The organism is Sulfuritalea sp. (genome assembly GCF_017302275.1).
In the GTDB taxonomy this organism is placed as follows: Bacteria; Pseudomonadota; Gammaproteobacteria; order Burkholderiales; family Rhodocyclaceae; genus Sulfuritalea.
This window is the reverse complement of record NZ_JAFLDR010000038.1, coordinates 1-14,172: the sequence shown is the minus strand read 5'-3', so window position 1 is coordinate 14,172 and position 14,172 is coordinate 1. Positions and strand designations below refer to the sequence as shown.

Annotated in this window: 13 protein-coding genes; 8 read left to right on the top strand and 5 right to left on the bottom strand. The window is 65.6% G+C overall.

Annotation, left to right across the window (positions count from 1 at the left end):
* Position 1: 1 nt before the first annotated feature.
* The gene (locus tag J0M27_RS17030; protein WP_294994430.1) at positions 2-586 is read right to left on the bottom strand and encodes a peroxidase-related enzyme; all 585 of its coding nucleotides are present in this window, start codon (positions 584-586) and stop codon (positions 2-4) included.
* Between the two features lie 156 nt (positions 587-742).
* Here J0M27_RS17030 and J0M27_RS17025 point away from each other — a divergent pair, with 156 nt between their 5' ends.
* The 3 genes from J0M27_RS17025 (at position 743) to J0M27_RS17015 (ending at position 2,197) form a co-directional block, all read left to right on the top strand.
* Positions 743-1,237 (top strand): heme-binding protein, encoded by a 495-nt coding sequence (locus J0M27_RS17025; RefSeq protein ID WP_294994427.1) that lies wholly within the window; start codon positions 743-745, stop codon positions 1,235-1,237.
* A 65-nt stretch (positions 1,238-1,302) separates the two neighbouring features.
* A complete protein-coding gene (locus tag J0M27_RS17020; RefSeq protein ID WP_294994424.1) occupies positions 1,303-1,467 on the top strand; it encodes a dienelactone hydrolase family protein in 165 nt (54 codons plus the stop codon).
* A gap of 79 nt (positions 1,468-1,546) precedes the next feature.
* Positions 1,547-2,197, top strand: coding sequence for an acetyltransferase (locus J0M27_RS17015; RefSeq protein ID WP_294994421.1), 651 nt, complete (start codon positions 1,547-1,549; stop codon positions 2,195-2,197).
* 237 nt (positions 2,198-2,434) lie between these two features.
* Here J0M27_RS17015 and J0M27_RS17010 read toward each other — a convergent pair whose 3' ends face one another.
* A complete protein-coding gene (locus tag J0M27_RS17010; protein WP_294994418.1) occupies positions 2,435-4,012 on the bottom strand; it encodes a glycosyltransferase family 4 protein in 1,578 nt (525 codons plus the stop codon).
* Between the two features lie 79 nt (positions 4,013-4,091).
* On the opposite strand from J0M27_RS17010, the gene J0M27_RS17005 reads away from it, so the two are divergent.
* Positions 4,092-5,483, top strand: a complete 1,392-nt coding sequence (locus tag J0M27_RS17005) for a hypothetical protein (RefSeq protein ID WP_294994415.1) — start codon at positions 4,092-4,094, stop codon at positions 5,481-5,483.
* Between the two features lie 31 nt (positions 5,484-5,514).
* Here the strand turns inward: J0M27_RS17005 and J0M27_RS17000 are convergent, their stop codons facing one another.
* Positions 5,515-6,192: a hypothetical protein gene (locus tag J0M27_RS17000; RefSeq protein ID WP_294994413.1), complete on the bottom strand. Its 678-nt coding sequence runs from the start codon at positions 6,190-6,192 to the stop codon at positions 5,515-5,517.
* A 19-nt stretch (positions 6,193-6,211) separates the two neighbouring features.
* Complete coding sequence (locus J0M27_RS16995) at positions 6,212-6,883, bottom strand: GntR family transcriptional regulator (RefSeq protein WP_294994410.1); 672 nt, start codon at positions 6,881-6,883, stop codon at positions 6,212-6,214.
* 125 nt (positions 6,884-7,008) lie between these two features.
* Between J0M27_RS16995 and scpA the strand changes: the two genes are divergently transcribed.
* The 4 genes from scpA to accC are packed head-to-tail and all read left to right on the top strand — an operon-like array spanning position 7,009 to position 13,756.
* Entirely contained in the window at positions 7,009-9,174 is a 2,166-nt protein-coding gene (gene scpA / locus J0M27_RS16990) for a methylmalonyl-CoA mutase (protein WP_294994407.1), read from the top strand.
* 7 nt (positions 9,175-9,181) lie between these two features.
* Entirely contained in the window at positions 9,182-10,189 is a 1,008-nt protein-coding gene (gene meaB, locus J0M27_RS16985; protein ID WP_294994404.1) for a methylmalonyl Co-A mutase-associated GTPase MeaB, read from the top strand.
* A gap of 23 nt (positions 10,190-10,212) precedes the next feature.
* Positions 10,213-11,748: an acyl-CoA carboxylase subunit beta gene (locus tag J0M27_RS16980; protein ID WP_294994401.1), complete on the top strand. Its 1,536-nt coding sequence runs from the start codon at positions 10,213-10,215 to the stop codon at positions 11,746-11,748.
* A gap of 19 nt (positions 11,749-11,767) precedes the next feature.
* Positions 11,768-13,756: an acetyl-CoA carboxylase biotin carboxylase subunit gene (gene accC / locus J0M27_RS16975; RefSeq protein ID WP_294994398.1), complete on the top strand. Its 1,989-nt coding sequence runs from the start codon at positions 11,768-11,770 to the stop codon at positions 13,754-13,756.
* 78 nt (positions 13,757-13,834) lie between these two features.
* On the opposite strand, the gene J0M27_RS16970 is transcribed toward accC, so the two are convergent.
* The coding region (locus J0M27_RS16970; RefSeq protein ID WP_294994395.1) for a rhodanese-like domain-containing protein at positions 13,835-14,172 on the bottom strand (338 nt) is incomplete at its 5' end.

The following is a 14,172-nucleotide window of genomic DNA, read 5'->3' as shown; positions in this document are numbered from 1 at the left end:
GCTACTTCTGCTTCGGCACGCGCCCCATCAGGTAGAACTCGTCATTCGCCCGCATCGCGGTCATGTTGGCCAGGCGGTTGCTGAGGCCGAAGAACGCCGCAACGGCGCCGATGTCCCAGATGTCTTCGTCATTGAAGCCGTGGCCGTGGAGCATCTCGTAGTCGGCATCGCCGATCGCGGCCGAATCCAGCGCCACCTTCATCGCGAAGTCGAGCATGGCCTTCTGCCGCGGCGTGATGTCGGCCTTGCGGTGGTTGATCGCGACCTGGTCGGCGACCAGCGGATTCTTGGCCCGGATGCGCAGGATCGCGCCGTGGGCCACCACGCAGTACTGGCAGCCGTTGGCATTCGAGGTGGCGACCACGATCATTTCGCGCTCGGCCTTGGTCAGGCCGCTGTCCTTTTCCATCAGCGCGTCGTGGAAGGCAAAGAAGGCGCGCCATTCGGCGGGACGGTGCGCGAGGGCGAGGAAGACGTTGGGCACGAAGCCGGATTTTTCCTGCACCTCGAGGATGCGGGCGCGGATGTCCGCGGGCAGGTCTTCCAGTTTCGGCACCGGGTAGCGGCTGATGGGTGGTGTGCTCATGGTGTCTCCATTGAAATGCAAGGCGTGTCGGGGTATTTTACGGGCTCCATCGCCATGAACCACGGCGACGTGCATGGACGCGTCCCCGCGGACGACGTCAATGATCGTCGACGAACAGGTACAGTTGGAATTCGCGAGTCACCAGGGAGACGTTTCATGCAAACTGCAAAATGGCTGGCACCAGTTCTGCTTGTCGCCGCGATGTCTGCACAAGCGCAAGATGGTACTTTCCAGTCCAGATCACTGACTCCGGAAACCGCCCTTACGGCGGCAAGAGCAGCGCTGGATGCTTGCCGAAAGCAGGGGTTTCAAGTGACAGTGGTCGTCACCGACAGAGCCGGCCTGACGCAAGTCTTGCTGCGCGATCGCTTTGCCGGGCCCCATACGGTCGAAGTTGCTTCAAACAAGGCCTGGACGGCGGTCAGTTTTCGGACGTCGACAGCGGTCATTGCCGCAGAAACCCAACCCGGCCGTCCAATGAGCGGCTTGAGAACCCTCCCCAGGCTTCTCGCCGCGGGCGGCGGCCAAGTGATCGAAGCCGCGGGAAGCATTCTGGGCGCCATTGGTGTTTCTGGCGGCCCCACCGGCGAAGCCGATGACAGCTGCGCGGCAGCGGGGATCAAGGCAATCACCGATGCCATCGAGTTCTGACTCGTCCTGGATGGACTCCACCGAGGTCAGCGAAATCAACCGACTGAATTGGTGTTTCGGCCTCGTTGGCCAAGTCCGGCAGCCAGTCACGGATTCACGCAAACGACGACGCGCCGCACGCCTTCCATGCCGACTGCCGGCCAGGCTATCGCAAGGAGCCGGCCGAGGACGGCTGGAAACGCCTGCTGGCCTGGCTGCAAATGCACGGTGTATCAAGGTTTCTGAAGTGATGTTCGCTGGCAGCCTCGTCGCGCGTCCCGTGCCCGCGCTGACGCCGTGAGCTCGAGCCCGGGAGACCCGCGCCGGCTGGTGATTTTCGGTGCCAGCAACATCGTTTCCGACCTGTTCGACTGCGCGCTGGCGAACGGCTTGGTGCCTGCCAGGGTGGTGCTGCACCTGCCCGAATCCGGCGGCGAGCGCGACATGGCGCTGGCGGACCGGGTTGCCGCGCTGGCTGGCCTGTGCGATCCACCGAAAATCGAAACCCTCGACGAATTCCGGCCCCAGGCCGGCGAACTGTACCTGCTCGGGCCGACCACGCCGACCCGCGCCAACCTGGCGGCGGAAATCGAGCGGCGCTTCGGCCTGCGCTACCACACGCTGATCCATCCGACGGCTTACGTCTCGCCTCTGGCGCGCATCGGGCAAGGGGTGTTCGTCGGCGCCAACAGCGTTGTCGGTCCCGGCGCCTGGCTCGATGACCATGTTTTCGTCAATCGCGGCGTCACCATCGGTCACGACACGCGGATCGCGTCGTTCTCGCGCCTTCAGCCGGGCGCCAACCTGGGCGGGCTATCGCGCATCGGCGGCGGCGTCACGGTCGCCATCGGCGCCACCTTGCTGGAACGCCTGGTGGTCGGCGACCGCGCCTTCATCGGCGCCGGCGCCGTCGTGACCAAGGACGTGCCGGACGACGCCCTGGTGCTGGGGATTCCGACCAAGTTCAAGAACCTGCCCTGACGCCCATGGCTTCGATGTGCCACCCTGCGTAATGAAACACAACACTCTCTTGCTGCCGAGGGCCAAATATTCGCCCCCCACCCCCGTTCCACGGCTGGCTTCGCACAGCCAGCAGGCTCTGGCGGCGCAAAGCAGTGCTTTGCGAAACCCCGCCTTCGCCGCCTTCCCAGGGCGGGGCTATCAATCAGCTCGCTGCGCTCGATATCACCATCGCCCCAAGCTGCTGCTTCACGTTAATCAGGCGTGCAGTCGCTCGCGAGCCAGGCCTGACGCGACCTTGAAGGCTTCCAGCAATGCGGGACCGGAGGCCGCGATATCGAGCTGCCGATCGAAGCGCTGGCGCAACGCGGCGCCCATTTCGCGGCGCAGGCGGGGATTCTCGATCAGGGCCGCGAGGCGTTCGGTGCAGGCGTCGAGGTGCGGCAGCGCCAGCTCGCCGAGCTTGTCGCCGCCGTCGGAGCCGGCCAGCGCAATCACGGGCAAACCTTCGGCCATGGCCTCGGCGACGCTGAATCCGCCGCCCATGCGTGGCGGATTGACATAGATGTCGCTGCTGCGCAGGATGGCTGGCAGGTCGTCGCGCGTCGCCAGCGCCCGCACGCGACCCCGCCCGGCCTGCGCCAGGGCGGGCGGCAGCTTGCCTTCGCCGCCCACCAGCAGCCAGACCACCTGCGGATAGCGCGCGACCAGTTCCAGCATCCGCTTCGCCCATTCGTCGCGGATTTCGTGTTCCAGGCGGAACCCGGCGCTGATCCAGACCACGGCCTTGTCGTCGATGCCCAACTCGGCGCGCGGCAGCGGCGTGCCAGCGACCGGGCGTTTGACGCGGAAGGGATGATGCACGGCCTGTGGCGCCGGAAACCGGCCGCCCCAGGTTTCCCCGCGCACGTTGGCCGGCCCTGCGGTCAGCCAGACATCCAGCGGCGCGATCGGCGCCACGGTATTGACGCTGATGCCGACCACCGGCCGCAGCGAGTACAGTGCGCCGGCCAGGGGCGAGTAGAGCCCGACCAGCAGCACCGCATCCGGGTCGAAGGCGGCCAGCGTCGGCATCAGGTTGCGCCAGCGTCCCGGCAGGCTGTAGCGGGAGTCGCTGATCGTCATGTTGATGCCCGCCGGCAGGATGCCCGCCCAGGACTTCGGCTGCAGCGGGGGCAGCACCAGCCGGCGGCCGTCGCCGCGAAACAGCGCGGCGTCCGCGGGCAGCAGTTCCTGCGCGGAAAAGATCTGCACCTGGATGCCTTGGCGTGCGAGCACGATGCACTGTTCGACCGCCATCATGCTGGGCGTATGGAAGCGATGTCCGACGTAGGGCACCACCACCGCCACCCGCCGGATCTCGTCCGGCCGGCGTGCGACGAAGCCCGGCGGCAACTGTCGGGTTGCCGCCTGCACCAGGCGTTCGGCCATTTCAGGAACGAGCCCGACGGACAGGTCGGCGACGAAGTCCGGCCGCTGCGCGATCGTCTGCAATGCGGCCAGCCAGCGATAGGCCATGAAGGCCGCAAGCCGGTCCGGATCGGCGGGTTGCGCCGCCAGGACCAGGGCGGCGGCGGTGTTTTCGTAGTGGGACGCGCCACTCGTTCCGGCGAGGAAGGTCAGGCGCAGGATGTCGGCGCGCGGATCGCCTTCGGGCAGCTTCGCCAGCAGGTCTTGCACGGAGGCGCGCCGGTTGGCGTCGCGCGTTTCCAGCCAGGCGGTGAACAGGCTGTGCCAGCGCTGCGCGCATTGCGGCTCAAGCAGGGTTCGATCGAGTGCGTCGCGCAGCAGGGCCATGGGCAGGGGGTTCGACCGGGGCGATTGCGGAACGGGCATGTTACCGCGCCGCGGCCGGCTGCCGCAGCTCGGGTAGCATATGCCGGACCCGCCCGCTGACCGAGATCGAGGAAACGCCGTGAATGCAAGTCCGCCTGGCTTCGAACTGCCTGCCGTGCGCAGCGGCATCGAAGGCGTCGCCTGGCCCGGCATCGCCGCCGACGGCGCGGCGCAACTGCTGGCAATGAACTTTCAGTTGGAACGCACGCAATGGTGGACGCCAGAACAACTGCGGGCGCGGCAATTGACGCAATTGCGCGTGCTGCTGCGCCATGCGCTCGATTCGGTGCCCTATTTCAGTCGCGTTCTCCAGGGCCACGATGTCGAACGGATGGACTGGCAGGTGTTCGAGCGCCTGCCGCTGCTCGAACGGCGCACGCTGCAGGCGGAGTTCGACGCCCTCGCCAGTCGTCGCCTGCCGCCCGGCCATGGCGCGGTCAGCGTCGCGGAGAGCTCCGGTTCGACCGGCATGCCGATCAGGTTTCGCACCACGGCGCTGAGCCATTTTTTCTGGGAGGCGTTGACCCTGCGAGAACATTTCTGGCATCGGCGAGACTTTGCCGGCAAGCTCGCCGCGATCCGGGTCCAGGTCGACGATGCCAGCCTTCCGGACTGGGGCGCGCCGGCGGGCAGCGTGTTCCGTACCGGACCCGCGGCCATGCTCAACGTGCGCGCGGATGTGGCGACGCAATTGGCATGGTTGCAACGCGAGGATCCGGACTACCTGATCACCCATGCCAGCAACCTCGGCGCGCTGGCCGAGCTGAGCCTCAGGCGCGGCCTGCGCCTGCCGCGCCTGAAGCAGGCGCGAACGCTGAGCGAAACCCTGCGGCCGGACCTGCGCGACACCGTGCGCGCGGCGTGGGGGGTCGAGGTCGTGGATACCTACAGTTGCTCCGAGGCGGGCGTCATCGCGCTGCAATGCCCGCTGCACGAGCACTACCATGTTCAATCGGAAAACCTGGTGGTCGAGTTACTGCGACCGGATGGCAGCGCCTGCGGCGCGGGTGAAACCGGCGAGGTGGTGCTGACCACGCTGCACAACTTCGCCCTGCCGCTGATTCGCTACCGCATCGGCGACTATGCGGAGGCCGGCGAGCCCTGTTCCTGCGGGCGAGGGCTGCCGGTGCTGAAGCGCATCCTGGGCCGCCAGCGCAACATGGCGCGCCTGCCGGACGGGAGGACGCTGTGGCCGAGTTTTCCGGCCGCGGTCTGGCGCTCGGTGGTGGCGGTCGAACAGTTCCAGTTGATCCAGCGCGAACCGGACCGGATCGAAGCGCGCTATGTCATGGATCGCGACATGACGCCGGACGAAGCCTCGCGCCTGACCGAGCTGCTGCGGGAAAAGCTGGGTTATCCCTTCCGCATCGACCCGCTGCGCGTCGATCGGCTGGAGCGGCCGGCGGCGCACAAGTTCGAGGACTTCATCTGCGCGCTGTCGGCGGCGGATGCGCCCAGGCCGGGAGCATAGCCACCCGCCGCAGTCAAGCCGATACCCGCCGCTATTGGGGCAGCCGGATGCTGCGCCGTGCCGCTTCGATCCGGCGCTGGCTGCCCATGCCGATGAAGTCCGCGAGCCTGGCGATGTTCATGCGCGGATCGGCGAGCAGGTCCTCGTAGCGCAGCGCGAGATGCGGCACGCCGAGATTCCCGGCGTGCCATGCGGCGAACCCGGCGTAGCGTTCGAGCGTCGCGCGCGCCGATTCCAAACTGCGTTCCGCCATCTGGCGCGCGAGTTCGGGCATGCCGTACAGGTCCTGCGCGGCGTCGTCGAGCTGGCGTTCCATGCGGACGACCCGGAGTCGCGATGGATCGAGAACGTCGGCCGCGATCCAGGCCAGCAGCGTCGCGCTAAAGCGCGGATCCTTGATTCCACTCAGCGACGTGGCGCCGGTCCAGGCGAGGCCGACTCGCTGCAGCGGCCGCAGGTCGCCCTCGGTGGCGAGCACTTGTGGATGCGCGGGCCAGGCGACGGTGGAAGCGACGGACCGGATCAGGCGGTTGTTGGCGATGCGCACCCGTGCATGCTGGAAGTAGCCATCCGGATTGAAGCGGTCGGCCTTCAGCATCGTGTCGGGCGGGCCGAAATCGGCGCCGAGGATGGACAGGATGCGGCTCGCCAGCGAGGTGCCGGAGCGGAAGGGCCCGATGACGACGACCGTCCGCGGACCGCGCTTCATGCCGGTGCCTGTCGGCCCGTCAAGCCGTCGTCGCCAGCCGCGCCAGCGCCGCGCGTCCCGACAGGAGATGGTCGTGCATGGCCTGCCGCGCTCCCGCCGCATCCTTCGCGCGCAGGGCTTCGAGGATTTCGCGGTGCTCCTGCAGCGATTGCTTGAGGCGTCCTTCGAGGCGCAGCGAATCGCGGCGGGTGAGCTTGATCAGCTTGCGCGCGTCGTCGATCAGTTGCGCCAGGTAGCGGTTGCCGGCGATTTCCTGCAGGGCGGCGTGGAAGCGCTGGTTGGCCTCGAAGAAGCGGTCGGCGTTGTGGGTCGCCGCATGGTCTTCGAGCTCCGCGTGGATCGCCGCAAGCCGCGAAAAGTCGGCGCTGGTGGCACGGCGTGCCGCCAGTTCCGCAACGCGCCCCTCGAGCATGGCCATGACGGGAAAGACCTCGTCGATGTCACGCTCCGACAACTGGGTCACATAGCAGCCGCGGCGCGGCTTGAGTTCCACCAGGCCTTCGGCGGCAAGCACCTTCAGGGCTTCGCGCAACGGGGTACGGCTGATGCCATACTCCAAAGTGAGCGCTTGCTCATCTATCCAGCCGCCTTGTGGAAGCTCATGCGCGAAAATGCGATTGCGCAGGCGCTCGGCTACCTGTTCGTAGAGGGCGGGTGCCGCAAGAATTTTGGATGACGGTCTTGCATTCATAATTATGAATGCAGTATCATGGCTCTTCGTCCGGAAGTCAAGTGCATCGAAAGCGAAGTTTCAGTGGAGGCTAACGCCGGCATCATCGGCGTTAAGCGCAGCGGCCGTAACCAAAAGGAAAAATCATGAGCAAGGCACCCGAAGTCGGCATTCCCTCGATCGACGCCTGGGCGAAGGCCGCCGCCAAGTCGGCGCCCGGTGGTGACGTCGCCAAGCTGAACTGGGTCACGCCCGAAGGCCTGACCGTCAAGCCGCTGTATACCAAGGCCGATGTCGTGGGCCTGCCCTACGCCGACACGCTGCCCGGCTTCGCGCCCTTCCTGCGCGGCCCGCAAGCCACCATGTATGCGGTGCGGCCCTGGACCATCCGCCAGTACGCCGGCTTCTCCACCGCCGAAGCGTCAAACGCCTTCTATCGCCAGGCCCTTGCCGCCGGCGGTCAGGGTGTCTCGGTGGCCTTCGACCTCGCCACCCATCGCGGCTACGACTCCGACCATCCGCGCGTCACCGGCGACGTCGGCAAGGCCGGCGTGGCGATAGATTCGGTGGAGGACATGAAGATCCTGTTTGACGGCATCCCGCTCGACAAGATATCCGTGTCGATGACCATGAACGGCGCCGTGCTGCCGATCCTGGCCGGTTATGTGGTCGCCGCCGAAGAGCAGGGCGTTTCCCAGGAACAGTTGAGCGGCACCATCCAGAACGACATCCTCAAGGAGTTCATGGTCCGCAACACCTACATCTACCCTCCCGAGCCGTCGATGCGCATCATCGCCGACATCATCGGCTACACCGCGCGGAACATGCCGAAGTTCAACTCGATCTCGATCTCGGGCTACCACATGCAGGAAGCCGGCGCGACACAGGCGCTGGAACTGGCCTTCACCCTGGCCGACGGCCGCGAGTATGTGAAGACGGCACTGGCCTCGGGCATGGACGTCGATGCATTTGCCGGCCGCCTGTCCTTCTTCTGGGCGATCGGCATGAACTTCTACCTGGAGATCGCCAAGATGCGGGCCGCACGCCTGTTGTGGTGGCGCATCATGGACGAGTTCAAGCCGAAGAACCCGAAGTCGATGATGCTGCGCACCCACTGCCAGACCTCGGGATGGTCGCTGACCGAACAGGACCCGTACAACAACGTGGTGCGCACCACGATCGAAGCCATGGCGGCAGTGTTCGGTGGCACGCAGTCGCTGCACACCAATTCGCTGGATGAAGCCATTGCCCTGCCCACCGAGTTCTCATCGCGCATCGCGCGCAACACCCAGCTCATCATCCAGGAAGAAACGCACATCACCAGCGTCATCGATCCCTGGGCCGGCAGCTACATGATGGAAAAACTGACCCAGGACATCGCCGACGAAGCCTGGCGCATCATCGAGGACGTGGACAAGATGGGCGGCATGACGCAGGCCGTGCAAAGCGGCTGGGCCAAGCTGCAGATCGAAACCTGCGCCGCGCAGAAGCAGGCGCGTATCGATTCCGGGCAGGACGTCATCGTCGGCGTGAACAAGTACAAGCTGAAGGAAGAGGCGGCGATCGACACGCTCGACGTCGACAACAACGCCGTCCGTGAATCCCAGGTGGCACGACTGAAGACCATCCGCGCCGGCCGTGACGGCAAGGCGGTGCAGACCGCGCTCGATGCGCTGACCGCTGCCGCGAAGGACAAGACCGGCAACCTGCTCGACCTTGCGATCAAGGCCAGCCGCCTGCGCGCCACGGTGGGCGAGATTTCCGACGCCCTGGAAGCGGTCTATGGTCGCCATCGTGCCACCAACCAGACCGTCTCCGGCGTTTATAGTGCGGCTTTCGGCGAGGATGGCACCATGAAGGAAATCCGCGAACTGATCGACAATTTCGCCGCCGCCGAGGGCCGCCGGCCGCGCATAATGATCGCCAAGCTGGGCCAGGACGGGCACGATCGCGGCGCCAAGGTGGTGGCGACGGCCTTCGCCGACCTCGGTTTCGACGTCGATGTCGGCCCGCTGTTCCAGACGCCGGAAGAGGCTGCGCGCCAGGCGATCGAGAACGACGTACATGCAGTTGGCGTTTCGACACTGGCCGCCGGCCACAAGACCCTGGTGCCGGCTTTGATCAAGGCCTTGCGCAGCCAGGGTGCCGACGACATCGTGGTCTTCGTCGGCGGCGTGATTCCGGCGCAGGACTACGACCAACTCTTCAAGGACGGCGCCGCCGGCATCTTCGGCCCGGGCACGCCTATCCCGCAGTGCGCCCACGAAGTGCTGCGCGCCATTCGCGCCGCCCACCTGCCGGCCAGCGCCTGACCGGACAATGCATCCGATGCCCGAGCTGGGCCAGTCCGCGGTGGATGCGCAGGACCTCGCATTGTTCGAGGGCCTGCTCGCCGGGAATCGGCGGGAGTTGGCCAAGGCCATCACCCTGGTCGAGTCGACACGCCGCGACCACGCATTGCGCGCACAGAAACTGCTCGACGCGGTGCTGCCGCATGCAGGGCGTTCGCTGCGCCTGGGCATCTCGGGCGTGCCCGGCGTCGGCAAGTCGACCTTCATCGAGGCGCTGGGTCTGTACCTGATCGGACGCGGGCATCGCATCGCCGTGCTCGCCGTCGATCCTTCGTCGACGCTGCACGGCGGCTCGATACTCGGCGACAAGACGCGCATGGAGCTGCTGTCGCAGCGCACCGAGGCGTTCATCCGCCCCTCGCCTTCATCTGGCAGCCTCGGCGGCGTCGCCGCGCATACGCGCGAAGCGCTGCTGCTGTGCGAAGCCGCCGGCTACGACATCATCATCGTCGAAACCGTCGGCGTGGGCCAGTCCGAAACCGCCGTCGCGGGCATGACCGACTGCTTCGTCCTGCTTCAGCTCCCGAATGCGGGCGATGACCTGCAGGCGATCAAGAAGGGCATCATGGAACTGGCCGACCTGGTTGTCTTCAACAAGGCCGACATCGATCCGGCGGCCGCCCAGCTCGCCGCGGCGCAAATGCGCTCGGCGCTGTCCATGCTGCATCCGGCTTCGCCAAACTGGAAGCCACCGGTACTCACCTTGTCAGCCATGCGCAAGGATGGACTGGTGGAGTTCTGGCAGACCATCGAGAAGTTTCGCACTACGCTCGGCGCCAGCGGCGAGTTCGAAGCCCGTCGCCGGCACCAGGCCCTGGCCTGGATGTGGCAACTGATCGACGCCGGCCTGCGTTCGCATTTTCACCAGGCACCGGCAGTGATGTCGGAGCTGCAGGACACAACCGCCGCCGTGGAAGCGGGACGCATGACGCCCGCCGAAGCCGCGCGCCGTCTGCTGGATATCTCGGCAGGATAAACAGGTTTTTCAGGAGCCAAACCATGCATGAAATCATCGACCAACTGGAAGAAAAGCGGCGACGGGCTGCGCTCGGCGGTGGCCAGAAGCGTATCGACAGCCAGCACGGCAAGGGCAAGCTGACGGCGCGCGAGCGCATCGAACTGCTGCTCGACGATGGCACCTTCGAAGAGTGGGACATGTTCAAGGAGCACCGCTGCGTCGATTTCGGCATGGCCGAGCAGGAGAAGATCCCGGGCGACGGCGTGGTGATCGGCTATGGCACCATCAACGGCCGCATGGTCTTCGTCTTCTCGCAGGACTTCACGGTGTTCGGCGGTGCGCTGTCGGAAGCCCATGCCGAGAAGATCTGCAAGATCATGGACAAGGCGATCCAGGTCGGCTGCCCGGTGATCGGCCTCAACGATTCGGGCGGCGCCCGCATCCAGGAAGGCGTCGCTGCGCTCGGCGGCTATGCCGACGTGTTCCAGCGCAACGTCATGGCCAGCGGCGTGATTCCGCAGATCTCGATGATCATGGGCCCCTGCGCCGGCGGCGCGGTGTACAGCCCGGCGATGACCGACTTCATCTTCATGGTCAAGGATTCGTCCTACATGTTCGTCACCGGCCCCGAGGTGGTGAAGACCGTGACCCACGAGGAAGTCACGGCCGAGGAACTCGGCGGCGCGGTGACCCACACCAGCAAGTCCGGCGTCGCCGACCTGGCCTTCGAGAACGACGTCGAGGCGCTGGTCATGCTGCGCCGCTTTTTCAACTACCTGCCGCTTTCGAACAAGGAAAAGCCGCCGACCAGGCCGACCGACGATCCGGCCGACCGCCTCGACTACAGCCTCGACACCCTGGTGCCGGACAACCCGAACAAGCCCTACGACATCAAGGAACTGATCTTCAAGGTGGTCGACGACATCGATTTCTTCGAGGTCCAGCCTGATCACGCGAAGAACATCGTGACCGGCTTCGCCCGCATGGAGGGCCAGACCGTGGGCATCGTCGCCAATCAACCGGTGGTGATGGCCGGCTGCCTCGATATCAAGAGCTCGATCAAGGCCGGGCGCTTCGTGCGCTTCTGCGATGCCTTCAACATACCGATCATCACCTTCGTCGATGTGCCTGGCTTCATGCCGGGCACGGCGCAGGAGTATGGCGGCATCATCAAGCACGGCGCCAAGCTGCTCTATGCCTATGCCGAGTGCACCGTGCCGAAAATCACCGTGATCACGCGCAAGGCCTATGGCGGGGCCTACGACGTTATGGCCTCCAAGCACCTGCGCGGCGACGTCAACTTCGCGTGGCCCAGCGCCGAGATCGCCGTGATGGGGCCGAAGGGCGCCGTGGAGATCATCTTCCGCGAGGACAAGGGTGACCCGGCCAAGCTTGCCGCGAAGGAGGCCGAGTACAAGGCCAAGTTCGCCAACCCCTTCGTCGCCGGCGCGCGCGGCTTCATCGACGACGTCATCCAGCCGCACGAAACCCGCAAGCGCATCTGCCGTTCGCTGGTGATGCTGCGAGGGAAAGACATCAAGAATCCGTGGCGCAAGCACGGGAATATCCCACTCTAAGCGCCGGAAAGAAATCACCATGTTCAAAAAAATACTTATTGCCAATCGCGGCGAGATCGCCTGCCGCGTGATCAAGACCGCCCGCAAGATGGGCATCAAGACCGTCGCCGTGTATTCCGAGGCCGACAAGGATGCGATGCACGTGACCATGGCCGACGAGTCGGTCTGCATCGGGCCGCCGCCGTCGAAGGAATCCTACCTGGTGATGGACAAGGTCATCGCCGCCTGCAAGCAGACCGGCGCCGAGGCCGTGCATCCGGGCTATGGCTTCCTCTCCGAGAACGCCACCTTCTCGCGCCGGCTGGAGGAAGAAGGCATCGTCTTCATCGGCCCGAAGCACTATTCGGTCGAGCAGATGGGCGACAAGATCGCCTCGAAGAAGCTGGCGCTGGCCGCCAAGGTCAACGTCATTCCCGGCTACAACGACGCCATCGATACACCCGAGCAGGCCGTGGAGATCGCCAGCGGCATCGGCTATCCGGTGATGATCAAGGCTTCGGCCGGCGGTGGCGGGAAGGGCCTGCGCGTGGCCTTCAACGACAAGGAAGCGCACGAAGGCTTCGCCTCGTGCAAGACCGAAGCCAAGAATGCCTTCGGCGACGATCGCGTCTTCATCGAGAAGTATGTCGAAGAGCCGCGCCACATCGAGATCCAGGTGCTGGGCGACGCCCACGGCAACACGCTCTACCTGCACGAGCGCGAATGCTCGATCCAGCGGCGCCACCAGAAGGTAATCGAGGAGGCGCCCAGTCCCTTCCTCGACGCGGCGACGCGCAAGGCCATGGGCGAGCAGGCCGTGGCGCTGGCCAAGGCGGTGAAGTACCAGTCGGCCGGCACCGTCGAATTCGTCGTCGGTGGCAAGGACAAGAGTTTCTACTTCCTCGAAATGAACACGCGGCTGCAGGTCGAGCATCCGGTGACGGAACTGATTACCGGGCTGGACCTCGTCGAGCAGATGATCCGCGTCGCCGCCGGCGAGAGGCTGACGTTCAAGCAGGAAGACCTGAAGATCAACGGCTGGGCCATGGAGTGCCGGATCAATGCCGAGGACCCCTTCCGCGGTTTCCTGCCGTCCACCGGGCGCCTGGTGAAGTACGTGCCGCCGCCTGCCGAGAATGGCGTGCGCGTCGACACCGGCGTCTACGAAGGCGGCGAGATCTCGATGTTCTACGATTCGATGATCGCCAAGCTGATCGTCCATGCCGCCTCGCGCGACCAGGCCATCGCGCGCATGAGGGATGCCCTGAACGAGTTCGTGATCCGCGGCGTGGCCAGCAACATCTCTTTCCAGGCCGCGCTGATGCAGCATCCGCGTTTCACCTCGGGCAACTTCAACACCGGCCTGATCGCGGACCAGTACCCGAAGGGCTTCAACGCCGCCGACGTGCCGCACGACGATCCGCTGATGCTGGTGGCCACGGCCGCCGCCATCCACCGCCAGTACCTGGCGCGCAACGCGACGATCACCGGCCAGATGCCGGGCCACGAATACAAGCCGGGCAAAGAATACGTGGTGCTTTTCAACGGCGAGCGATATCCTGCCAGCATCACCCCGGCCGACGGCGGCTGGGACGTCAAGCTGGCCGGCGGCAACTACTCGATCCGCTCGCGCTGGCAGTTCGGCGACATCCTCTATCGCGGCACGCTCAACGGCGAACAGATCTGCATGCAGGTCGAACGTCGCGGCTCCGCCTACCGCCTGTTCCATTGGGGCGTGCAGGCCGACGTCCAGGTGATGAGCGCGCGCGCCGCCGACCTGCTGGCGCTGATGCCGGTCAAGGCGGCGCCCGACATGTCGAGATTCCTGCTTTCGCCGATGCCGGGTCTGCTGACCCAAGTTGCGGTCAAACCCGGTCAGGAGGTCAAGGCCGGGGAAGTACTGGCCAGGATCGAGGCGATGAAGATGGAGAACGTGCTCAAGGCCGAGCGCGACTGCGTGGTCGACAAACTGCTGGCGCAGCCGGGCGAAAGCCTCGCGGTGGATCAGGCCATCATCGGCTTCAAGTAGGCGCCTGCAAAAAAGTCGGCGCTGGCCACACGGCTATCGTCACCGTGTCGCCAGCGCCGACTGTTGCAGGTCCCCGAACTACTTCTTTGCCGTCATCGTGTAGCTGCCGTCGGCATTGAACTTGACGTCGGCATCGAGGAAGGATGCCTGGACCTTGCCGCCGAGCAGCTTGACGGTGTCGTAGGCCTCGCCCGAGCGCGCGCCGGTGCCGCAGACAAAGACCACCGGTTTGTCGGTCGGCAGCGTGCCGATCTTCTTCTCCAGTTCATTCATCGGGATATTCACCGAGCCCTTGATCATGCCGGAAGCCACTTCCTTCGCGTCACGTACATCGACCAGCATCACCGAGCCCGGGCTGGCCTTCCACACGGCCTGGAAGGAGTCGACCGTGACCGAGCCCTTTTCCTTGCCGGGCA